The organism is Aquirufa ecclesiirivi (assembly GCF_011250515.1).
Classification (GTDB): domain Bacteria; phylum Bacteroidota; class Bacteroidia; order Cytophagales; family Spirosomataceae; genus Aquirufa; species Aquirufa ecclesiirivi.
The window spans coordinates 536344-559266 of sequence record NZ_JAANOP010000001.1; the positions used below are offsets into that span (position 1 = coordinate 536344).

24 protein-coding genes are annotated in these 22923 nt (G+C 30.9%); all 24 read left to right on the top strand.

All coding sequences use genetic code 11. The annotated features are described in order from the left end of the window. The first annotated feature begins 20 nt into the window (after positions 1-20). The 24 genes from G9H65_RS02220 (at position 21) to wecB (ending at position 22922) form a co-directional block, all read left to right on the top strand. Positions 21-1208 carry an N-acetyl sugar amidotransferase gene (locus G9H65_RS02220; RefSeq protein ID WP_166373718.1) on the top strand — a complete coding sequence of 396 codons (1188 nt, stop codon included), beginning with the start codon at positions 21-23 and terminating at the stop codon, positions 1206-1208. After that, positions 1209-1826, top strand: a complete 618-nt coding sequence (gene hisH, locus G9H65_RS02225) for an imidazole glycerol phosphate synthase subunit HisH (RefSeq protein WP_166373719.1) — start codon at positions 1209-1211, stop codon at positions 1824-1826. Next, positions 1826-2611, top strand: coding sequence for an imidazole glycerol phosphate synthase subunit HisF (gene hisF / locus G9H65_RS02230; protein ID WP_166373720.1), 786 nt, complete (start codon positions 1826-1828; stop codon positions 2609-2611). Before hisH ends, hisF begins: the two co-directional genes overlap by 1 nt. A gap of 13 nt (positions 2612-2624) precedes the next feature. Continuing rightward, on the top strand, positions 2625-3197 hold the full coding sequence (locus G9H65_RS02235; RefSeq protein ID WP_235927442.1) for a GNAT family N-acetyltransferase: 573 nt from the start codon (positions 2625-2627) through the stop codon (positions 3195-3197). Then, a complete protein-coding gene (locus G9H65_RS02240) occupies positions 3178-3654 on the top strand; it encodes a GNAT family N-acetyltransferase (RefSeq protein ID WP_166373721.1) in 477 nt (158 codons plus the stop codon). The genes G9H65_RS02235 and G9H65_RS02240 overlap by 20 nt, the downstream gene beginning before the upstream one ends. Further along, a complete protein-coding gene (gene pseI / locus G9H65_RS02245) occupies positions 3641-4681 on the top strand; it encodes a pseudaminic acid synthase (RefSeq protein WP_166373722.1) in 1041 nt (346 codons plus the stop codon). Before G9H65_RS02240 ends, pseI begins: the two co-directional genes overlap by 14 nt. A gap of 3 nt (positions 4682-4684) precedes the next feature. Then, positions 4685-5431, top strand: a complete 747-nt coding sequence (locus tag G9H65_RS02250) for a cytidylyltransferase domain-containing protein (RefSeq protein ID WP_166373723.1) — start codon at positions 4685-4687, stop codon at positions 5429-5431. Positions 5432-5450: 19 nt separating this feature from the next. Next, complete coding sequence (locus G9H65_RS02255; protein ID WP_166373724.1) at positions 5451-6569, top strand: glycosyltransferase family protein; 1119 nt, start codon at positions 5451-5453, stop codon at positions 6567-6569. 55 nt (positions 6570-6624) lie between these two features. After that, positions 6625-7518, top strand: a complete 894-nt coding sequence (locus tag G9H65_RS02260) for a Gfo/Idh/MocA family protein (RefSeq protein WP_166373725.1) — start codon at positions 6625-6627, stop codon at positions 7516-7518. Between the two features lies 1 nt (position 7519). Next, positions 7520-8797, top strand: a complete 1278-nt coding sequence (locus tag G9H65_RS02265; protein ID WP_166373726.1) for a DegT/DnrJ/EryC1/StrS family aminotransferase — start codon at positions 7520-7522, stop codon at positions 8795-8797. 284 nt (positions 8798-9081) lie between these two features. Continuing rightward, complete coding sequence (locus tag G9H65_RS02270; RefSeq protein WP_166373727.1) at positions 9082-10038, top strand: GNAT family N-acetyltransferase; 957 nt, start codon at positions 9082-9084, stop codon at positions 10036-10038. Positions 10039-10044: 6 nt separating this feature from the next. Continuing rightward, positions 10045-11610, top strand: a complete 1566-nt coding sequence (locus tag G9H65_RS02275) for a hypothetical protein (RefSeq protein ID WP_166373728.1) — start codon at positions 10045-10047, stop codon at positions 11608-11610. A gap of 30 nt (positions 11611-11640) precedes the next feature. Next, complete coding sequence (locus G9H65_RS02280; protein ID WP_166373729.1) at positions 11641-12291, top strand: hypothetical protein; 651 nt, start codon at positions 11641-11643, stop codon at positions 12289-12291. 1 nt (position 12292) lies between these two features. Further along, a complete protein-coding gene (locus G9H65_RS02285; protein WP_166373730.1) occupies positions 12293-13249 on the top strand; it encodes a nucleotide-diphospho-sugar transferase in 957 nt (318 codons plus the stop codon). After that, positions 13240-13908: a class I SAM-dependent methyltransferase gene (locus tag G9H65_RS02290; RefSeq protein ID WP_166373731.1), complete on the top strand. Its 669-nt coding sequence runs from the start codon at positions 13240-13242 to the stop codon at positions 13906-13908. Before G9H65_RS02285 ends, G9H65_RS02290 begins: the two co-directional genes overlap by 10 nt. Next, positions 13908-15074 (top strand): glycosyltransferase, encoded by a 1167-nt coding sequence (locus G9H65_RS02295; protein WP_166373732.1) that lies wholly within the window; start codon positions 13908-13910, stop codon positions 15072-15074. The genes G9H65_RS02290 and G9H65_RS02295 overlap by 1 nt, the downstream gene beginning before the upstream one ends. Then, complete coding sequence (locus tag G9H65_RS02300; protein WP_166373733.1) at positions 15064-16173, top strand: glycosyltransferase family 4 protein; 1110 nt, start codon at positions 15064-15066, stop codon at positions 16171-16173. The genes G9H65_RS02295 and G9H65_RS02300 overlap by 11 nt, the downstream gene beginning before the upstream one ends. Continuing rightward, positions 16170-17108, top strand: a complete 939-nt coding sequence (locus G9H65_RS02305) for a GDP-mannose 4,6-dehydratase (protein WP_166373734.1) — start codon at positions 16170-16172, stop codon at positions 17106-17108. Before G9H65_RS02300 ends, G9H65_RS02305 begins: the two co-directional genes overlap by 4 nt. Positions 17109-17122: 14 nt before the next feature. Beyond that, positions 17123-18334: a hypothetical protein gene (locus tag G9H65_RS02310; RefSeq protein ID WP_166373735.1), complete on the top strand. Its 1212-nt coding sequence runs from the start codon at positions 17123-17125 to the stop codon at positions 18332-18334. Positions 18335-18336: 2 nt separating this feature from the next. Then, positions 18337-19137: a glycosyltransferase family 2 protein gene (locus G9H65_RS02315; RefSeq protein WP_166373736.1), complete on the top strand. Its 801-nt coding sequence runs from the start codon at positions 18337-18339 to the stop codon at positions 19135-19137. An 86-nt stretch (positions 19138-19223) separates the two neighbouring features. Then, the gene (locus G9H65_RS02320) at positions 19224-19694 is read left to right on the top strand and encodes an acyltransferase (RefSeq protein WP_205753219.1); all 471 of its coding nucleotides are present in this window, start codon (positions 19224-19226) and stop codon (positions 19692-19694) included. Further along, positions 19687-20796, top strand: coding sequence for a glycosyltransferase family 4 protein (locus G9H65_RS02325; protein WP_166373738.1), 1110 nt, complete (start codon positions 19687-19689; stop codon positions 20794-20796). Before G9H65_RS02320 ends, G9H65_RS02325 begins: the two co-directional genes overlap by 8 nt. Positions 20797-20802: 6 nt before the next feature. Next, the gene (locus G9H65_RS02330; protein ID WP_166373739.1) at positions 20803-21792 is read left to right on the top strand and encodes a polysaccharide biosynthesis protein; all 990 of its coding nucleotides are present in this window, start codon (positions 20803-20805) and stop codon (positions 21790-21792) included. Positions 21793-21803: 11 nt separating this feature from the next. After that, on the top strand, positions 21804-22922 hold the full coding sequence (gene wecB, locus G9H65_RS02335) for a non-hydrolyzing UDP-N-acetylglucosamine 2-epimerase (protein WP_166373740.1): 1119 nt from the start codon (positions 21804-21806) through the stop codon (positions 22920-22922). The last annotated feature ends 1 nt before the right edge of the window (position 22923 follow it).

A 22923-nucleotide genomic window follows, 5' to 3' on the forward strand; every position in this document is an offset into this window, starting at 1 on the left:
CATATTTAAAAAATATTCTAATGAAAAGGTGCACCAAATGTTTACTCCCAGAAACTCATGAATCAATTTCTTTTGATGAAATGGGAGTTTGTAGTATTTGCAGACAAGTCGAATTTAAAGAGGGAAAAATCGATTGGGAATCAAGGAAAAAAGACTTGTCTGAACTTATTGAAATGCACAGAGGCAAATACGATTACGATTGTATCGTTCCATTTAGTGGTGGAAAAGATAGTGTTTGGACATTATATTATTTAATGAAAGAGTTTAAAGTTAAGCCACTGGTAGTTCGTTTTGATCATGGTTTTCTAAGACCGAACTTAAATGAAAATACCATCAATGTCCTAAGAGGTCTGGGAGCTGATTTTATTTCATTTACTCCCAATTGGAAAGTGGTACAAAAATTAATGTTGCAAAGCTTTTTAGAAAAGGGAGATTTTTGTTGGCATTGCCATACAGGGATTTTTTCATACCCTATGCACATTGCCATTAAATATAAAGTTCCACTTATTTTTTGGGGCGAGCCATCTGCTGAATATACTTCCTATTACAGCTATGATCAACCAGAGGAAGTGGATGAAAAGCGATTTAATCGTTTTGTGAATTTGGGGATTACGGCATTGGATATGGCTGTAAGATTAGGTGGCGATTTAGATGAGAGAGATTTCAAACCTTATACTTATCCTCCGCTGAAAGAACTGAGAGCCCTCAATTATAAAAGTGTTTGTTTAGGGTCATACATTCCTTGGGATGTAAAGACCCAATCTGAAATCATCATGGATGAATTGGGTTGGAAAGGAGATTTGGTTGAAAATGTACCTCCTCAATACAATTACGAGAAGATTGAATGCCACATGCAGGGGGTAAGGGATTATATTAAATACATTAAGCGAGGATATACTCGACCAACAGCCTTGGCATCCATCGATATTCGTCATGGAAGATTAGATAGGGAAGATGGAGAGAAAATGATAGATGAATTTGAAGGCAAGAAACCGGCTAGCTTGGAAATATTTTTAGAAATGGTGGGGCTTACAGAAGCAGAATTTTTTGAAATTGCCCAGAGTCATACAGTTTCGCCTTGGAAGCTAAATGTTTTTGAACAAGAAGCAGGAGCTAAGCTGCCAGACTTTAATCAATGGACAAGAAGTGGTAAAATGGATAGATCAGAAGCGGATGTGCAAATTGAAAATTGGAGAAAGTCTCAATAGATGATTGGAATTGTTGATTATGGAATGGGGAACTTATTATCAGTATTCAATGCTTTTGAATATCTGGGGGTAAGTGTCAAAATTTGTAGTAAACCAGAAGATTTAAGTCAGGTAGATCGAATTGTGTTGCCTGGAGTTGGAGCGATCAGTCAGTGTATTTTCCGATTAAATGAGAATGGTTTTTCGGAAGCTCTACATGAGCAAGTTATCAAACTAGCGAAACCAACTCTTGGTATTTGTTTGGGAATGCAAGTGATGGCAAAGCAGAGTTTTGAAGGTGGTACACATACATGCTTAGGCTGGTTTGATGCAGATGTTGTTCGTTTAAATCCCGGAAATTCGATCCTAAAAGTGCCTAATATAGGCTGGAATACCATTCAGTTTGACAAGCAAATACCTTTGTTTAAAGGATTACCTGAAAATTCGGATTTCTATTTAGTTCACTCCTACCAAGTGAAGGTTCGTCATGAAGCGGAAAGAGTTGCCACCTATCAACATGGGGAAACTGTTACTGCTGCCATTATGAAGGATAATATTTTCGCTACTCAGTTTCATCCAGAAAAGAGTCAAGATTTGGGATTAACAGTGTTAGAAAATTTTATAAACTGGAAACCCTGATGTCTAAGAAAAGATTGATACCCAAATTGCAATTAGCAACCAGCAGAAATAATCCCAATAAATTAGTGGTAGTCATAACTAAGCAATTTGGCGATAAAATAGAAATAGGTGATCCCGTATCTCAATCAAAAATATTTCAAGATCAATCAGCTGATGAATTAATTTTTTTGAATATCGAGAGTAATACCAATAATATCAAAACACTTAGTGAAGTAATTGCTAAGGTTTCAGAAGAGATTTTTATGCCGATGACCGTAGGTGGAGGTGTAGCCAGTGACGATGATTTTCGTTTGTTATTGTCTCATGGTGCAGATAAAATTTCTATTAATACCAAAGCAGTTGAAAGCCCAGAATTTATTACAGAAATGTCGAATAAATATGGTGCTCAATGTGTGGTAGTCAGTATAGATTACAAAAAAGAGGCTGATGGATGTTTTCAAGTATACTCACAAGGAGGGGCTCTCGCTACAGGATTAGATCCAATTCAATGGGCCATTAAAGCAGAAATGTTGGGTGCTGGAGAATTACTTTTGACCTGCATTGACCATGATGGAATGAGAAATGGCCTTGAACTTGAAGTTCCTACTAGCATTGTTCAACAAGTGAATATCCCTTTAATATGCGGAGGTGGATGTGGCTTAGCCAAGCATTTTTCTGATGCATTCCTACAAGCCAATGTAGAAGCGGTAAGTGCGGGGTCATTTTTTGCTCATCGTGATCAGAATCTCATTCAAACACGCTCTCAAATATCCAATGCTGGAGTTGTGATTCGAATGCAAAATTGAAAAATATTGATTGATGATGGACCGAGAGTATAAAGTGCTGAATAAACAAATCTTTACCAAAGATCAATTTCAAATAGTACCTATTCGAAAAATAGATCAATTGGATATTATGAAGTGGAGGAATGAGCAAATTTATCATTTGAGACAAAATAAACCCCTCACGGAACAGGATCAGAGTCATTATTTTGCAAGCACAATCTCCAATCTATTTAATCAAGAAAAGCCGAATCAAATTTTATTTTCATATTTAGAAAATGGAACATGTATTGGGTACGGCGGGCTAGTACATATTAATTGGGTGGATAGAAACGCAGAGATTTCCTTCATCATGGATACAAAATTAGAAAAGGATAATTTTCAAAAGCATTGGTCTATCTATTTGAGTTTGATTGAAGAAGTGGCATTTAAAGAATTACAATTGCATAAAATATATACATATGCTTTTGATATAAGGCCACATTTATTTGAGGCATTAGAGAAGAACATGTTAGTTAAAGAGGCAAGATTAAAACAACATGCCAAATTTGAAAATCAATTTGTAGATGTAATCATTCATTCAAAATTCAATGAATCATTTAAGATTTAGAAAAGCATTAAAATCTGATTCAGAGCTATATTTTAAATGGGTGAATGATCCATTAGTAAGGGAACAATCTTATAATTCTAACACAGTCAGTTGGGACGAACATCAAGCTTGGTTTTTTGAGAAAATTAATCATGCTGATTGGCATTTTTATTTATTTGAAAATTTAGAAAACGAATATGTGGGACAGGTTAGGATTCAAACAATTGACCTGTCTAATGCAGTTATTGGAGTCTCTGTAGATGCATTTTACAGAGGAATGGGATGCGGATTAAACATTTTACAGCTAGCCACGTTTGATTTTTTAAATAGTTATCCTAATATATTGATCAATGCATATATCAAGCAAGAGAATTTGGCGTCTAAAACTATGTTTGAAAAAGCGGGATTTGATTTCAAAGAATTAGTGGTATATCAAAACTTTAAAAGTTATCATTATATCAAATATGCAGATAGATAAATTTAATATTGACGAGAACAATAGAGTTTTTATTATTGCTGAATTATCGGCTAATCATAATGGAAGTTTAGATGTAGCTATTGAAACAATTCGGGCAGCGAAAAGAGCTGGTGCTGATTGTATTAAACTTCAGACTTATACAGCAGATACTATTACCATTGATTCGGATAAAGATGATTTTGTTATAAATGATACAATTTGGGAGGGAAGAAAATTATATGATTTGTATCAAGAAGCCTTTACTCCATGGGAGTGGCATGAAGCATTATTTAAAGCAGCTGAACAGGAAGGTTTAATTTGTTTTTCATCCCCATTTGATAAAACGGCCGTAGATTTTTTAGAAAATTTACAGACACCTGCCTACAAAATAGCCTCCTTTGAAATTACAGATATCCCTTTGATTGAATATGTTGCATCCAAACAAAAACCAGTCATTATTTCTACGGGAATTGCCACTGAAGAGGATATTACATTGGCTCTGGATGCTTGTTATCGAATGGGAAATAGAGATATTGCCTTACTTAAATGTACTTCAAGTTATCCAGCCCCCATTGAAGAAGCTAATTTAATTATGGTACAAGATTTAGCTAAGAGATTTAACGTCATTGGAGGATTATCTGATCATACCTTAGGAAGTACTGCACCAGTGGTTGCTACGGTTTTTGGAGCTAAGATCATTGAAAAACACTTTATCTTGGATCGTTCCATTGGAGGGCCCGATGCTTCATTTTCCATGAACGAAGCAGAATTTACGCAGATGGTGAAAGCTGTGCGGGAAGCCGAGAAAGCCATTGGTCAAGTAGATTATCAGTTAACTGAAAAGCAAGCCAAGGGCAAAGATTTTAGTCGTTCCTTGTATGTGGTTGAAGATGTAAAAGCAGGTGAAGAAATATCAGAGAAGAATATAAAGTCTATTCGGCCAGGATTTGGTTTACACCCCAAGTATTATTCTGAGCTATTAGGTAAACAGGTTAAAACTAATCTTTACAAAGGAGATCGATTAAATTTAAATGATGTTGAACTATAATTTATGTCAAAGCCAAGAGTAGTAGCAAGTATTGAAGCAAGAATGGGATCATCAAGATTACCAGGGAAGGTATTATATGATATTTATGGGAAGCCCTCAATAGAAAGGCTTATAAGTAGATTACAACTTTGTAAAAATATTGATTCAATTATTCTAGCAACTACAGATAAGCCAGGCGACGACCCATTGGCGGAATGGGCAATTAATAATAATATAGCTATCTACAGAGGAAGCGAGGATGATGTGTTAAACAGAGTTGTTGAAGCGCAGAGGTCGATGAATTCTGATATTGTTGTAGAAATTACAGGAGATTGTATATTGTTAGATCCCAATATAATTGATTTGGGAATTAATACTTATTTAGCTAATAAGTTTGATGTAGTAACCAATGCACGGATTCCATCTTATGCTCAAGGACTTGACGTCCAGGTATATAGTTTAGAAATTTTAGAACAAGTTGAAAAGACTATTTTTGACCCAGCAGTTCGTGAACATGTATCATTATACTTTTATGAAAACCCATTAATATATAGTGTGTGTAATTTAATGGCTCCCCCACAATGGGAAAGACCTAATCTAAGGTTACAATTAGATTATAAAGAAGATCTTGATTTGATTAAAGCTTTATTTCAAAGAATAGAACCTAGATTAGGTTATTCGTTTGGAATTGAGGCAATAATAGAAGAATTAAATACAGATCCTACATTGGAAGAAATAAATAGACATTGCGAAGAAAAACCTGTAAGGTAGATTAACAATTTTACTAAGAATGCAAATTGAGCAAAATAATAGAATAGAAAATTGGCTATTTTTTTTGGAAGATCCAGGTGCTGTTACCTTCTCTTATCTTCTGTTAGAAAAGTTTTCAACAATTGGCATTAACATCATTTTAATTGCCGATGGACTTGCTAAGAAAATATTGGATGCTAAAAAAATTTCATACCTCCCATTCCAGGAATACCATTTAAGATTTGATTTCTTTAAATTGAATGAAATAAAGGTATTTTTAACTGGAACATCTGAAAATAAATCTAGTCCAGCATTTTCTTTAATGCAAACTGCGAGAGATTTAAAAATTTCTACTATTGGTTTGGTAGATGGAGCAGGAAGTCATAATGAAAGATTTAAAGGCCAAACAGATTCTCCTTTATTTTGGGCACCTGATTGGCTAATTGTCCCAGATTTAACCACCCAAAAGCTTTATGTCCAACTTGGTTTCCCTGTTGAAAAAATTAAAATCTTAGTTCATCCACACTATGAGTGGATTAAGTCTATTGCAAAGAATTGGACAATAAATAATCGTCAACAACAAAGAGATTCACTGATGCCTAAAGCGGGAAATAGGAAAGTAATCTTATTTCTTTCAGAAATTTCAGATGGGTTAAATTCAAGTTTATACAAACGATCAGAGGATTATTCGCTATTAGGTAAATCTGAACATGAAGGAAGGACCGAAATAGTATTAGATGAATTTTTACTAGGGATAAATCAACTTTCTCCTCGTCCTTATTTAGTTTTAAGATTACATCCTAAACAATTTAAATCGGATTTGGAAGAATATATTTCATTTTTTGATTTAATAAGCCAGGAAGAAAATCCATTAGAAATTGTTAATTCTTCTGATGTTGTCGTTGGTATTACGAGCTCGCTATTAGTGGAGGCTTATTATTTAGGTAAACCTGTTTTGAGTATTATCCCAAATCCAAACGAAAAACTTTATTTAGGAGACTTGTCTGACATAATTCCGTCGTTGTACACTCGTGAATTAATAAGTGAAGGATTAAATAATTCAATAAATGAGGAAAGGATAAATGATATAAATGGACAAAATCCTCAATTTCTAAATAATCAATGTCTAGATTTTTTCAAAACGTTAAAACAACTTTAATTTGAAAAAAATCAATAAATTATCATGTATTGTAATCGGTCTTGGAAACATAGGCATGGGATATGATATAGATGAAGGGAACCTTGACATTATTCAAACCCATTGCCGAGCAATTGAATTGCACCCTATGTTTGAATTAATGGGGGCAGTTGAGCCAGATATAAGTTTACAAAAATTGTTTAGTAAGAAATATAAAAAACCGGTATTTGGCCAAGTGAACACGGCCTTAGATCAACTAAGTGCTGATATATATGTGTTAGCTTGCCCAACTAACTTACACTTTTCAGTCTTGAAAAGTATCCTTGAAAAGGATAAGCCACAAGTAATCCTATGTGAAAAACCGCTGTCTTACCAATTGGATGAGGCCAAAGAAATGATTCAAATGTGTGAATCAAAGGGAGTTCAATTACTAGTAAATTACATCAGAAGATCAGACCTTGGGGCTATTGAGATCAAGAGAAAAATAGATGTAGAAGAAATACAAAGTCCAATCAAAGGGATTTGTTATTATTCAAAAGGCTTTTTGCACAATGGCTCACATTTCTTGAATGTATTAAAATATTGGTTAGGTGATGTAAAACAGTTTAAAGAGCTTAGCAATGGAAAACAATTAAATCAGTTTGATGCAGAACCAGACCTGTATGTTTCTTTTGAAAAAGGAGATGTGGTATTTATGTCAACTTGGGATCAATTGAATCCCTATCATGCCATTGAATTAGTTTCTAAATCTAGTAAATTGTCTTACTTGAACGGAGGAGAATTGATTGAATGGAGAGATAGAAGAAATTCTGATAATGTATACATCATTGAAAATTCGATGCATCGATATCAATGGCAAGTATTTGATAATATAGCTCATTTGTTAAATGGGAATGCTTTCTATGCATTATGCAGTGCTGGAGAAGCGTATGAGACTTTGAGTGATTGTAAGAAAATGTTAAATTTATAATATGGAAAGCGAGAAATTAGCACTTTTGGGTGGTGAAAAAGTAATAAAAACACCTTTTGAAAAATATAATCCAATTGGAAAAGAAGAGGTTGATGCAGTAAAAGAAGTTATTGAATCGGGTGTATTATCTCAATTTATTGGAGGCTGGGGAGCAGATTTTTTTGGAGGGCCTAAAGTTCAAGAATTTGAAAGAAATTGTGAAAAATATTTTGGAGTAAAGCATGCTGTAACTGTTAATTCTTGGACTTCAGGTTTAGTAGCTGCCGTAGGAGCAATAGGGATTGAGCCTGGTGATGAAGTAATTGTGTCTCCTTGGACTATGTGTGCCAGCGCTACGGCCATATTACATTGGAACGCTATTCCAGTTTTTGCAGATATTGATCCTGATACATTTAATATTGATCCTAAATCTGTGGAAGCAAGAATAACTCCTTATACCAAGGCTATTATGGCTGTCGATATTTTTGGGCAATCTTGTGATATTGATTCATTGATGAAAATTGCTGAAAAACATCATTTAAAAGTCATTACAGATACGGCTCAATCACCAGGTGCAGAAATAAATGGGAAACAGACCGGAACATTAGCCCATGTTGGGGGCTTTAGTTTAAATTATCATAAGCATATTCATACGGGTGAAGGTGGTATTTTAGTGACTAATGATGATGAGATCTTTGAGCGACTTCAACTTATTAGGAATCATGGAGAAGCTGTGGTTGGAGATAAAGGTGTTCAAAATATTGTTAATATTGTGGGACATAACTTTAGGCTTGGGGAAATGGAATGTGCAATTGGTATTGAGCAATTAAAAAAACTCGACTACCTAGTAAAAAGACGACAAGAAATTGCAGAAAGATTGACCAATGGGTTGAAAGATTTAAATGGAATTAAAACTCCATATATAGCTTCAGGTAATACCCATGCTTATTATGTATATCCATTGGTACTGGATTTGCAGAAATTACCCGTTTCAAGAGCTAGAATTGTAGAAGCTTTAAATGCAGAAGGGCTTTCTTTTGCCGAGGGATATCAAAATGTACATTTATTACCTATGTACCAACAAAAAATTGCCTTCGGTTCTAAAGGGTTTCCATGGTCATCAGATATTTATCATGGTAATGTCGATTACTCCAAAGGAATTTGCCCTGTAGCAGAAGAACTTCACGATCATTCTTTCGTTTCATATGGATTGTGCACACATGAATTATCGGATAATGATGTTGATTTAATGATTGAAGCATTTCATAAGGTTTGGCAAAATTTGAATTTAATAAAATAAAATTTTGATTGATTTAACTAATCGAGATTTAGAACTTTTAAGATTATAAGGATATTTCATAGTTAAATCCTTTTTCAATAATCAGGATTTGAAATGGGGCCAATTGGAGGGTATTTTGGAATAAATAGGTATGTTAATTTTCTATTCGGGATTAATTCATAGTGGGGCAAAGAATACATCTGATAAAAGGCGATTTTCTCTAGATGTAACTTTTCATGAAATTGTAGTTCATAAATTTGCTCCAAAAGCTTCGATTACAGGATTAGAAAATTATAATCAACATTATGGAACAAATTTCTGAAAATCAAATGAAATTTGTTGAATGTACAAATTTCGAAGAATGGGATTCATTTATTAATAATAGTCCAGTTGCCAGTATATTTTGTACCAGTAGTTTTTTGAAGTCTTTAATAGTTGACTTTGAAATTTTGGTACTTAAAATAAATGGTATAATTGAATTAGGTATAGTTATATTCTTTGATAATCAAAGGAATAGTATTTTGCCATCTTTTTCAATGTACGCAGGTATCATTTATAGAGAGAAAAACAATAAAAAGGGGATATTTTCAGAAAAATATTTTGAATATTTTGGATACTTTTTAAGTCAATTAACATTTAGACATAGACATTTAGTTTTTGATTTACATCATAATTTTATTGACATTAGACCAATATCTTGGTTTAATTATGGAGGCAGTCAAGTGTTTAAATTTATGCCTTATTATAGTGGTATTGTGGAAATTGCTGACTTAGATTTTGAGAGTTATTTGCGACAAATTTCTAAGTCTAAATATAGAGAATATTATAAAAGTACAAAACTTGGATTAACATTTGAATCAAGTTCTTCAATAAAAGATTTGCAAATTCTTTATTTAAATACTCATAAAAGACAAGGGATTACAATTTCAGAAAAGTTACTTGCACAAATTGAATCTATAGCCCACTCGGCAATTTTAAATAATTATGGTGTGATTTATTGTGTCAAAAATGCTGATGGAGTTATAATTTCATCTCAACTCACCATTTTTTTTAATGATACTGCCTATTTTTTAATTGGTGGGAATATGCCAGAATGTCGTCATTTGTTTAGTAGTAATTTTATCATTTTAGAAATGATAAAAATATGTATAGCTAAGGGAATAAAATATGTTGATTTGTGTGGAATGAATTCACCAAATAGATCATTGACTAAATCATACTACAATACAATTTTAAAAAGTTACTTTCAAGTTAGAATATAGTACTATATGGATTTTTTATACAATTATTTTAAAGTTAAATTAGTAATAAGAAATATTCTAAGAGATATTTTTTATTTTATCAAAGGACATGATATTGAAAATCAAGATAGTTTAAGGAATTACATAAAGTGGAATGAAAATTATTTTAAAAAGAAAGAAATTAATATTGATAGTTATGTTTTTGTTGATTTATTTTCTGTACCATCCTGGCTATTTATAAATTCATTTGCTGTTAACAAATTGACAACTTATTTTAATTGTTCTGCTACTACATTTTCTCATAAATCAAGAAATCATATTGAAAGTAAGTTGTTTAATTCTTTTAATGTTGATAAACACTTTAAAGTTTCACTATGTACCTCCATTCTGACTAATGAGCATAAAAAACTATACTTAAGCTTAAGAGAAACACTTAAATCTAAAAAGGATTTGTTAGAATTAGAAATTAACGGAATAAAAATCGGTGTTGATATCTATGAGTCTATTCTTCGAACGGGTTTGCCGACTGTTGATATCAATAGTAAATTGACATGGGAATATATTTATTTGGGACTTCTTTATATGATTTATTTTGAAGATTTGTGTAAAAGAGATTTAATAAAGGCTTTTGTTCTTAGTCATGATAATTATATTTATATGGGTTTGCCTGCAAAAATTGGCTATAAATATGGAATTCCTGTCTATCTATTTAATGCTTTTGGATTTTACAAACTTGAAAGGTTTAATCATTTGAATATTAGATGGGCACTTTTACCCGAATTATTTAATTCACTTCCGAAAGAAACAAGGAAAGAAGGTATTTCCTGGGCTGAATCTCAACTCAATCTAAGACTTGGTGGAGTAGTAGGAGTTGATATGTCTTATCAATTAAAAAGTGCATTTGAATTAAACATATGTGAATCACAAATACTTAATAATGGCAATTTAGATGTTGTAGTTGCTACTCATGAATTCTATGATAATCCTCATGGTTATGGTAATTTGTTGTTTAATGATTTTTACGATTGGCTAATGTATTTAGGGAAGAAGTCAAATGAATGTGGATGGAATCTATACTTAAAGGCTCATAGGGACTCTCCTATTGAAGAGATAAATGAATTGAAAAAATTCACTAGTTACTTTGCTAATATTATACTTTTAAATCAGGACTATTCATTTCATCAATTAAAAGACGAAGGGGTTAATATAGTTTTAACTTGTTTTGGAACAGTAGGGCATGAGTTGCCTTTATTAGGGTTTAAAGTGATTAATGCTGGTGTAAATCCTCATATTGGTTATAGATTTAATTTAAATCCAAAGTCATTTTTTGAGTATGATAATGTGTTATCAAATTTAAAAGATTTGAAAATTCACTTTAATAGAAGTGAAATTTTTGAATTTTATTATGGGTATAAAAAAATATTATTCCCATTTAATTTTGAACTAGATTATTATTGTAATGAAGAGACCAAAGAGTACGACATATTTAATAAATATCTAAGTTGTGCAGACAGGCTTTCTTGTGATTTGGAACATGAAATTGACAGATTTATAGTTTCAAATGTTAATTTTTCCTTCCAAAACTACATGTAATTTTATTTGAAAAATATTAATTTAAATTTTATGAGATCTCTAAGAGAGTTAAATTTTATTATTGCTAAATTTTTTAGATCACCCGAAATTTCTAATCAATTAACATTTTCAAAGCCAGTAAATGAATATTTGATGCGTGAAATTAAGAAATATAAAAGTTATTTAGAGTATGGATCTGGTTCCTCAACACTATATTTTTCAACTTACAATAATTTAAATATTGTTTCAATTGAGAGTGATTCATTTTATGCAAAAGCAGTAAGAGAATCTGTTTCAAGTAATTCAAAAGCTAAAGTAATTGATTCAGAGACAGGGATTACAGGTTATTGGGGATACCCGATTTTATTCGCAAATAATGGAAATAAAGGTTGGAAATATGTTAATACTCCCTGGCGTATCTTAGGGGAAGAATATCAACCAGATGTTGTTTTAATAGATGGCAGATACAGAGTAGCTTGTGCTATGAATATTTTGTTAAGGGCAGCTAATAAATTCAAAGTAACAGTCATGATAGATGATTACCTAGGAAGAGAAGAGTATATTTACTTTGAGAAATATTGTAAGCTTTCCAAGATGGTCGATCGAATGGCCTTTTTTGAATATAATTTGTCGCTTATGGAGGCACAAACTATTATGGAGTTAAAGAAAGATTTAATCTTGTATTTGAAAAAGGCAGAATAAGATGTTTCAGACACCCATTTTATTTATCATATATAAGAATCCAGAAGTAACAAAAGTTGTTTTTGAACGAATAAGAGAAATAAAACCCGCTTTTTTATATATCAGCGCTGATGGTTCTAAGTCATCCAACCAAGAGGATTTATTAGAGATTGAAGAGACGAGAAAAGTGACGGAGTTTATTGACTGGGATTGTAAGGTGTATAGAAGGTATTCAAATACCAATTTAGGATGTAAGATCGGTGTTTCTACTGCTATTACTTGGTTTTTCGAAAATGTAGAACAAGGAATAATTCTGGAATATGATTGTTTGCCTGATATAACATTTTTTAATTTTTGTGAAGTACTATTAGAGCGTTATCGAGATATTGAAAATGTATTTTCAATATCAGGTAATAACTTTGATTTTTTGTCATTAAATGAATTAAATCAAATCGGTTTAAGAGATTCTTATTCGTACTCTTTTTTATCAAAAATTTGGGGATGGGCGACCTGGAGAAGGGCATGGAATAAATTTGATATTAGTCTTACCAAATTTCCTGAATTTGAGTCTGAAGGTAAAATTAGGGAACTTATAAAAGGTAAACGAAACCAAGAATACTGGTTAGGCAAAATAAAGGATGTATATCAAGGGAGAAATACATCAACTTGGGGATTTATTTGGCTATTTACATTACTAAGTCATAAGGCCTATTGTATTACCCCTAAAGTCAATTTGGTTTCAAATATAGGTTTTGGCATTGGGGCAACACATGCAACAGATGAAAACAGTATTTTTTCAAAAGTGCCAAATAGTTCTATTTCAATTATTGATTATCCAGAATTAATAGTTCCAGATTTCGATTCTGATTATAGATTTTCAGAATACTTGTATAAATCAGAAAATAAAAATTCTTTAAGGAATATAGTTAAAAAAAATATTCCAGATTGGGCAATTAATTTTTATAGAAAATGGAAATAGAAAGGCAAAAAACAAGGTTTTTCCCTTTAAAAGGAACTAATTATTTTGATTTAAATACTACATTATCAGAGTATCTATTAGAAATAAAACCATTATTAGAAGGGAAAAAAATCATAGATATTGGTGCTGGAGAAATTCCATTTCAAGATTATTATAAGGACTTAGATGTTACCACTTGTGATATTCAAAACAATTCAACAAATACTATTGACCATATAATTATTCCTGACTCTATTCTGCCATTTGAGAATAGCAGTTTTGATGTGATTTTAGTTTTTGATGTTTTAGAACACATTAAAAATGACTTATTCTTTTTATCAGAATGTAATAGAATATTGACAAATGATGGAATACTTGTTGCAAGTATTCCATTTATGTATAGGTATCATGAGATACCTTATGACTTTAGGCGGTATACGCCAAGTGGTTTGAAATACGTTCTTGAAGAATCAAAATTTCAACTAATTACATTAAAAAATATTGGCTCTGTTATATTTTCGGCTGAAACGATATTATTGGAACATCAAGTTGAAATTTTACCATTTTTTAGAAAACTAATTCTAAAAATCATATTAGTCTTGTTAAAAGCAATTAGAAAGCGGAGTGAGATTTCACAGGTGGCACCATTTGCGTTCTTTTTTGTTGCAAAAAAACAATAATGAAAGTTTTAATAATTTCAAATTTTTTCCCTCCTCACTTTATCGGTGGATATGAAATAGCTTGTAGAGATACGCACCAACTTTTATTAGACAATAATATTGAATCTAAAGTTTTAACATCTGACTATTACAATAAAGATTCATTTATTAATAAATTAATTGAATCAGAAAAAGATGTTTTAAGGATACTTAAACTTCATTCAGATTTTAAGAGCCCTAAAAATATTTTAGATTACGATTTCGTTGATCGGTATAATGAAAAAAAAATATCTGATTTTGTAAAATTATACAAACCTGATATAATATATTGTTGGAATATATATGGAGTAGGCACTCGCTTTCTATCAAAAATCAACATAAATAGGACGATTTTTCATATCATGGATTTATCTCTATTCATATATGAATTCTCATTTGTAAAGTGGTTAAAGTCTTCCATTTTATCAAATAGAAATAAAACAACGAAGTTGGCTAGACATTTAAAAAATGCGATTTTTATTTCCAATTTTGTCTCGAATAAATTTTCAAAATACCAAATTAGAAATCAGACTGTAATTTATCCCTTTTTGAAAGAGCTGCCCTCTATTTATATTAAAAAGGAATATAGCTTGAATGACTCCTTGTACGGAGTATATTTAGGGCAAATTGAAAATCACAAAGGAATAAAAGAACTTTGTACAACTTTGAAGGAGATAAATTCATTATATGGGCAGAATAAAATTCAACTTGATATTTATGGTGCATCTTTATCAGGTTTAGATAATTTCATTAAAAGTAATTTTGATTTTGTTACTATTTTCAAAGGATTACCACAGGAAGAGATTTTTAGTAAACTGAAAAATTATGATGTAGGGTTTTTCCCTTCAGTCTGGGAAGAGCCATTTGGAATAGCTCAGATAGAATTAATGGCAATTGGGGTACCGGTTTTTTCAAGTGGTAGAGGCGGGAGTAAAGAAGTTTTAAATAATAATAATTCAATTGAATTTAGTGATTTTGATCACCTTAAAAATAGGTTAATTGAATTTATAAATGAATATCCCAAATTAGGTCAAAAAATTGGTCAAAATGCTCACAGGGAAATTTTGTTAAGACATAATTCAACTGTTTATTTAAAACAATTGATGATATTTTTTCAAGAAGTAATTGAATCGGTGTATGAAGATTAGTTTTGATTTTCGCATATTTCTTCACCAAAAATTTGGAGGAATAAGTCGTTATTATGTTTCACTTTTTTACTCTTTTAAAAATGAAAAAAATATACTTTCAAATGTAATTTGTTTATTCCATTTGAATAAATATTTAGAGGAGAACAGTCGTGATTTTTTGAATAACGTATATTTAAGTAAATTAAAGCAAGGTGATTTTATCGTATTTAATCTCGCTAAATTATTTAATCAGATTTGGGAAATAGTTTATTTAACGTTATTTCCCCCAGATATTTATCATATTACATATTACGATAGAATACCATTCCATAATCGAAGAACAAAAATTGTAATTTCAGTTTATGATATGATTCATGAATTGTATCCAGAACAATTTTCGGAAAAGGCTAGTCAAATCAAAAAAGAATGTGTCAAAGCGGCAGATTTAGTGATTTGTATTTCTGAGAATACAAAGAAAGATTTGATTCAAATTTTTGGAATAGAGGAGAACAAAATTAGAGTTATTTATTTGGGTTTTAAAGAGTTTGACCATTCTAACAATATCGACCCTTCAATTCCTTCCATTTTACCTAATAGTTACATTCTATTTGTCGGACAGCGTCAAGGATATAAGAATTTTGAAGGCCTTGCCAAAGCGTATGCTTATTCATCTGAACTTAATCAAAAATTTCAATTAGTTTGTTTTGGGGGAGGTCAATTTACTGAAGAAGAAAATGTCATGATTCGAAAATTTGAAATAGAAGGCAAGGTAATTCAAATTGATGGGGATGATAATTTATTAAAAATTTGTTACGAAAAAGCCTTTGTTTTTGTTTACCCAAGTTTATATGAAGGCTTTGGAATTCCTCCATTGGAAGCGATGTCGTGCGGGACTCCAGTGTGTTGTAGCAATACGAGTAGTTTGCCTGAAGTAGTTGGTGATGCCGCTATTTTATTTAATCCATTGTATACTGAGGAAATAAAATTGGCCATGCTTGAAATATTAAATTCAATTGTTAAAAGGCAAGAATTAATAGCCAAGGGAATGCATAGAATTAAATATTTTACTTGGAAAAAGTGTGCTTCTGAAACTTTAGATGCTTATCAATCAATATTATGAAATCAGCACTAATATGTGGAATATCGGGTCAAGATGGTGCTTATTTAGCGCAATTACTATTATTAAAAGGGTATCGAGTATATGGCACCTCTCGTGATGTAGAGTTGGGCAATTGGTCAGCTTTAAAAGAATTGGGGATCTATGAAAAAGTGGAACTATTGTCATTAAGTCCAATAGATTTTAAAAGTGTTTTAGATGCTTTCTATAAAAGTAAGCCTGATGAGGTTTATTTTTTAGCAGGGCAATCTTCTGTAGCATTATCTTTTGATCAACCTGTTGATACAATGCAGAGCATAGTTCTAGGGACATTAAATATGTTGGAAGCTTGTCGCTTATTTCCTGGTGTTAAATTATATAATGCAGGCTCAAGTGAGTGCTTTGGAGATACTAATGAAGGCAGGGCTGATGAGACAACAAACTTCAATCCTCAGAGCCCTTATGCAATTGGAAAATCGGCCTCATTTTGGTTGGTTTCTAATTATAGAAAAGCGTATGGAATTTTTGCATGTACCGGAATATTATTTAATCACGAGTCGCCCTTTAGGCCGACTAGATTTGTAACAAAAAAAATAGTTCAAGCAGCTAGGGATATTGCCCAAGGATCAAATGAAAAATTAGTATTAGGGAATTTAAATATTACTAGAGATTGGGGGTGGGCACCGGAATATGTAGAAGCCATGTGGTTAATGCTTCAACATGCAGAACCAGATGATTTTGTTATTGCAACAGGCCATTCTTCTACGCTAGAAGACTTTGTTTCATTAGTTTTTCAAAATTTTGGCTTAGATTGGGAAGATCATGTTATTCAGGATCCAAAATATTTTAGGCCAATTGAGCATTTAGTTAGTAAATCAAATCCTGAAAAAGCGAAAAGAATTTTAGGATGGGAAGCAAAAAATAGGTTGAAGGAAGTAGTTAAACTCTTATGTAAATAATAGAAATTTAGAGAATGTTTGAAAATCCATATAAAGCTAATTTTAGAATGTATTTAGCTTTATTATTAATTTTATTTCTTCCAGAAGGTTTAGTAGTTAATTTGGGGACCACGTCAACAAGTACAGGTTTTTTTATAGCATGTATATGTTCAATAATATTAATTTATCCAGGAAAAGGCTCAAAAATCTCATTAAGTAAAAATTTTGTAAAATTTTATTTAGGACTTTTTTGTATTTCATTTTTGAATTTTGTGGTAGCCATTTTTATAAATTCGAATTTTAATTTTACTCGGTTTTTTTTATCAGTATTATTAGTAAATGTTGAGGTATTTACTGCATTTTTATTTGCTGTTAGGTTTTTACAAATGACACCTAAAGTTTTAAATAATTTTTTAAAGAATATCGGACTATGTCTATTGTTGCTTGCTCCTTTAGTATTAATTATTTGGAAATTTAGGCCTCCACTTGGTAAGGAAATGTTGTTTTTTACAGAACCATCTCATTATTCGGTAGTTGCTTCTCCCTTTTTTATTTATTATATTATTTCTTCACATAAATTTAAATCAATTTTATTTGCAGTTTCACTTTTGATATGTGCTTCATTAATTGAAAATTTCACTTTAATTCTTCCAATTGCGATAGCTATATTTATATTAGATAGAAAAATCTTTACTGCGCTTGTAGTATTTGCAATAATCCTATTACCCATATTTGGACCAAGTTTTATTGAATATATCTCTCAAAGATATCTAGGAGTATTAGAAGGAGGAGATGGCTCCAATATTTCATCTTTAGTATATTTGCAAGGGTGGGATTATGTTTTTGCTTCAATAAAAAGTTTTAATGGCCTTGGAATTGGTTTTCAACAATTGGGGGAAATTCGGATTGAGTCAGCGTCCCAAGATATTTTGGAATATATGGGTTATCCTTTAAATCAAAATGATGGATCATTTTTGTTTTCAAAATTTTTTGTGGAAGTAGGATGGATTGCGTTAATTTTAGTTATTATTATATTGAAGCAAATACTTATTTCTGCAAAGCGAATTTCAAAGTACAGAAAAGGTAGAGATATAATACGGATCTTTATAAGTACAACTTATTTGAGTTTTTTAATTCCTTTGTTTATTAGGAATAGCAGTTATTTCAATGCGGCAGTTTTTATCTTCATAGTAGCCTTTTTCGCAAGTGGTTTTTTGAAAACAAAATTTAGTTTGACTAAAATTTAAATATGAACCTTGAAGATATAAAAGTATCAATTATAATTTCTGTTTTAAATGCAGAAAAGACAATTGAAAGTTGTCTAGAATCAATAATTAAGCAAGATCATAAAAATATTGAAATCATTGTCATTGACGGAGGTTCTACAGATTCAACACTTCATATTTTAGAAAGATTTGCACAGAAAATCGATTATTTTTTATCTGAGCCTGATTTTGGAATTTACGATGCTTGGAATAAAGCATTAAATCAGGTTACTGGAGATTGGATTTGTTTTATTGGAGCGGACGATGTGATTATTTGTAACGGAATTATTGAGATGTTAAAACTGATAGATGAAGATGGAATTAATCTAATATCTGCCAGAGTTATGCTTGTTAATGACTTAGGTGAAGATGTTGCTGAAATTGGCAAATCTTGGGATTATTTAAGTTTAAAAAGAGGATTAGGAATAGTTCATTGTGGAGCCTTGCATCATGCATCATTGTTTCAAAATGAAAAATTTGATATTAATTATAAAATAGCCGGGGATTTTGAATTTTTGCTTAGAATTGGACCTAACATAAAAGCTAGATTTCTTAATAAAACAATTGTAAGGATGTTTAATGGAGGATCAAGTAGGAAACATGTTAATCGAGTAATTAATGAAACATATCGAGCAATTTTAATATGTACTTCATTTACAAAATTAGACGCAATGTTGTTTTTAATTAATTCATATTTAAGGGAATATATAAGAACATTCTTTTTTCAATTCACCTTTGGCCACGCTTTGTTTAACTACTGGAATAAAAATACCGTCAATAATTGAAATATCTAAGATTTAAATATCTCTTCATGTTAATTAGGTTGCTTTATTACAAGCTCCATTATAAAAGAAAATTCAAATTGAATTCTTTGAAAGTAGGAATTGAATCAAATACTCAATTAATTATAGATTCGCACAAAAATTCCCAAATTATTTTGGGAGAAATTAATTATTTCTATCGTTTTGGTAATCTAGAAGTCTATGATGGAGGTAAAATAGAATTAGGAAATAATATTTCAATTAACAAAGGATTTTGTATTGTAAGTAGATTACTAATTAAGATTGGAAATGATGTGATGATTGGGCCTAACTTTCTGGCATATGATCATAATCATAAATTTGATGACTCTGGAAAATCATTTAATAAACAAGGTTATATTTCTAAGCCAATAATAATCGAAAATAACGTTTGGATAGGAGGCAATGTTTTTATTGCATCAGGAGTTACGATTGGTTCAAATGCCGTTATCGCTGCGGGGTCTGTTGTTACTAAAGATGTAGAGAAAGGAAATTTGGTAGCGGGAAATCCGGCAAAAATAGTTAAGTTAATTAGTGAATAAAATACTGATTATTACTCCATATTTTTATCCTTCTAATTCAGGTGGAGGGGGACAAGTTTCTATTGAAAATTTGGCATTTTCACTTGTGGAAAATCATGAGGTTGAAGTGTTGTGTAATTTATATGATGTTAAACTAAAAAAAAATATTTCAAATGTAGATTTTCAAATCTATAAAAGTTTAAAAATATATTATTTAAACTTTAGCAACTTTTTCAAAATCATTAAAATTATTAAAGAGAAAAGATTTGATTTTATTTATTTCAATAGTTTTTTTTCTCCAATTTGTATTTTCTTTCAATTTTTTTTCTTTAAGTCAAAAGTAAAAATTTTGTCTCCTAAAGGAGAGTTTTATGAAGGAGCATTAAAGTCTAAATCGTTAAAGAAAAGATTTTTTTTAATAGTCTTTAGACGAATTAACTTTATGCAGGTATTTCATGCAACTTCAACTCAGGAAATTACTACTATTGCTAAGCTTTTTCCAGAAGCTAAAATTAAATTGGCTAGAGATATCCCATCACAGGTTATGTCGATTTCAGACCGATTAGGTTCTTCCACTTCTGATAAATGCTTTAAAGTTATTTTTTGTTCCTCTTTAGTGCCAAAGAAAAATTTAGAATTTGTTATAAATCTATTGTCTCAAACAAATCTAAAAGTAGATTTTGATATTTGGGGGCAGATAGTGGATAAGAAATATTTTGAAAAAATTCAAAATTTACTAAATACCTTACCTGAAAATATCAATTGGGAATATAAAGGAGAACTTTTATTTAAAGAATCAAAATTTATTTTTTCAAATTATGATTTATTTATTTTTCCGACACTTGGGGAGAATTATGGTCATGTAATTTATGAAAGTTTAGCTTGTGGATGCCCAATTCTGCTTAGTAAAGGAAGTACGCCATGGGAAAATTTAGAGGAAAATTTATTGGGATATAATTTGGAAATACTCCAACCTTTTAAATGGCTCGAAAAAATAGAGTACTTTCATGGATTAAATCTAGATGAACGGAAAATTCGCAGAAATATTTGTATAGAATATATTCGTCAAAATAGTGATTTTGAGGGTATTAAAATTGAAAATCAAAAATTATTTATAAAGTAAATAGGTATGTTTAAAGATAAAGTACTCTTAATTACAGGTGGAACGGGTTCATTTGGCAATGCGGTATTAAACCGATTTTTAAATACTAATATTAAAGAGATTCGAATATTTAGTCGTGATGAGAAAAAGCAGCATGATATGAGAATGGAATTAAATAATCCCAAAATTAAATTTTATATAGGTGATGTTAGGGACTACCATAGTCTTCAATCAGCCATAGAGGGAGTTGATTACATTTTTCATGCAGCAGCATTAAAGCAGGTTCCTTCATGTGAATTTTATCCAATTGAAGCATATAAAACCAATGTTTTAGGGACTGAAAATGTTCTAAATGCTGCAATTTTTCAACAAGTTAAAAAGGTTATTTGTTTAAGTACGGACAAGGCTGTTTATCCTATTAATGCAATGGGAATTTCTAAGGCTATGATGGAAAAGGTAATGGTAGCTAAATCAAGGACCTCTAATAATACGAAATTAATTGGAACTAGATATGGAAATGTTATGGCATCAAGAGGATCCGTTATTCCCTTATTTTTGGAACAAATTCAAAATGGGAATCCAATCACAGTGACTGATCCTGAAATGACTCGTTTTATGATGACATTGGATGATGCCGTAGAACTAGTTTTGTATGCTTTTGAACATGGAAATTCTGGAGATATTTTTGTTCAAAAATCACCCGCATCAACAATTGGTGAATTAGCATTTGCCATGAAGAAAATATATAATTCTAGCATAGAAATTAAAGTAATTGGTACAAGACATTCTGAAAAATTGTATGAAACTTTGCTAGCAAGAGAGGAGGTATTATGTGCTGAAGATTTAGGGGAATATTTTAGAGTTGCCGCAGATAACAGGGATTTAAATTACAATAAATACTTTACTGAAGGGTCCAAGAGTATTGCCGAAGTAGAAGATTATAATTCTCATAATACAAATAGGTTGACAGAGGTACAGTTAATTGCTTTATTAAATAAAATAGGCTATATAAAGTAAATTATTAAAAAATGTCGAAGTTAAAATTAGTAACAGTTTTGGGAACCAGGCCAGAAATAATTCGATTGGCTGAAATTATAAAATTAGCAGATCAAGTGTTTGAGCATACTTTAGTTCATACAGGTCAGAATTATGATTATAATTTAAATGAAGTGTTTTTTAATGATTTAGGGTTACGTGAACCAGATCATTTTTTGGGTGTAGTAGGGGATGATTTAGGTGAAACTATTGGGAATATTATATCTAAAACATATAAATTATTTAAGTTATTAAAGCCTGATGCTTTGTTGGTTTTAGGGGACACAAATAGTGTATTATGTACCATTTCGGCTAAAAGACTTAAAATTCCAATATTTCATATGGAATCAGGAAATAGGTGTTTTGACCAAAATGTTCCGGAAGAGACAAATCGAAAAATATCAGATCATATTAGTGACATCAACTTAACTTATACAGAAAATTCGAGGAGATATTTATTAAGTGAAGGATTTAGAAAAGATCATGTATTTGTAACAGGCTCCCCTTTATATGAAGTATTACTTAAATTTGACAAAGAAATAAATCAAAGTAGTTTAATACAGGATTTAAACTTGAAAAAAGGAAGTTATTTTGTTGTTAGCGCTCATCGAGAAGAAAATATCGATATTGAATCAAATTTTATTAATCTAGTAGATGCAATTAATCATGTTGCTAAGACGTTTGAAAAACCAATTATTTTTTCAACTCATCCAAGAACAAAAAATATTATAGAAAAGCGAGGATTACAATTTCATCCTAACATCAAATTGCATAATCCATTTGGATTTTTTGATTATGTGAACCTTCAGAAGAATTCATTTTGCGTTCTTTCCGATAGTGGAACAATTAGTGAGGAATCTGCTATGGTTGGTTTTCCTGCGGTAAGTATTCGTACAAGTACTGAAAGGCCCGAAGCAATTGAAGCTGGATCAATTGTATTAGGAGGAATTACAAGGAATGAAATTGAAAATGCTATTAATGTGATTATTCAAACTAATCAAGTTCAAATGGAGATTCCAAATGAATATAAAATTAAGAATGTATCAACTAAAATTGTTCGAATAATTCAAGGTTATACAAATGTGGTTAATAAAGTAATTTGGGATAAATAAG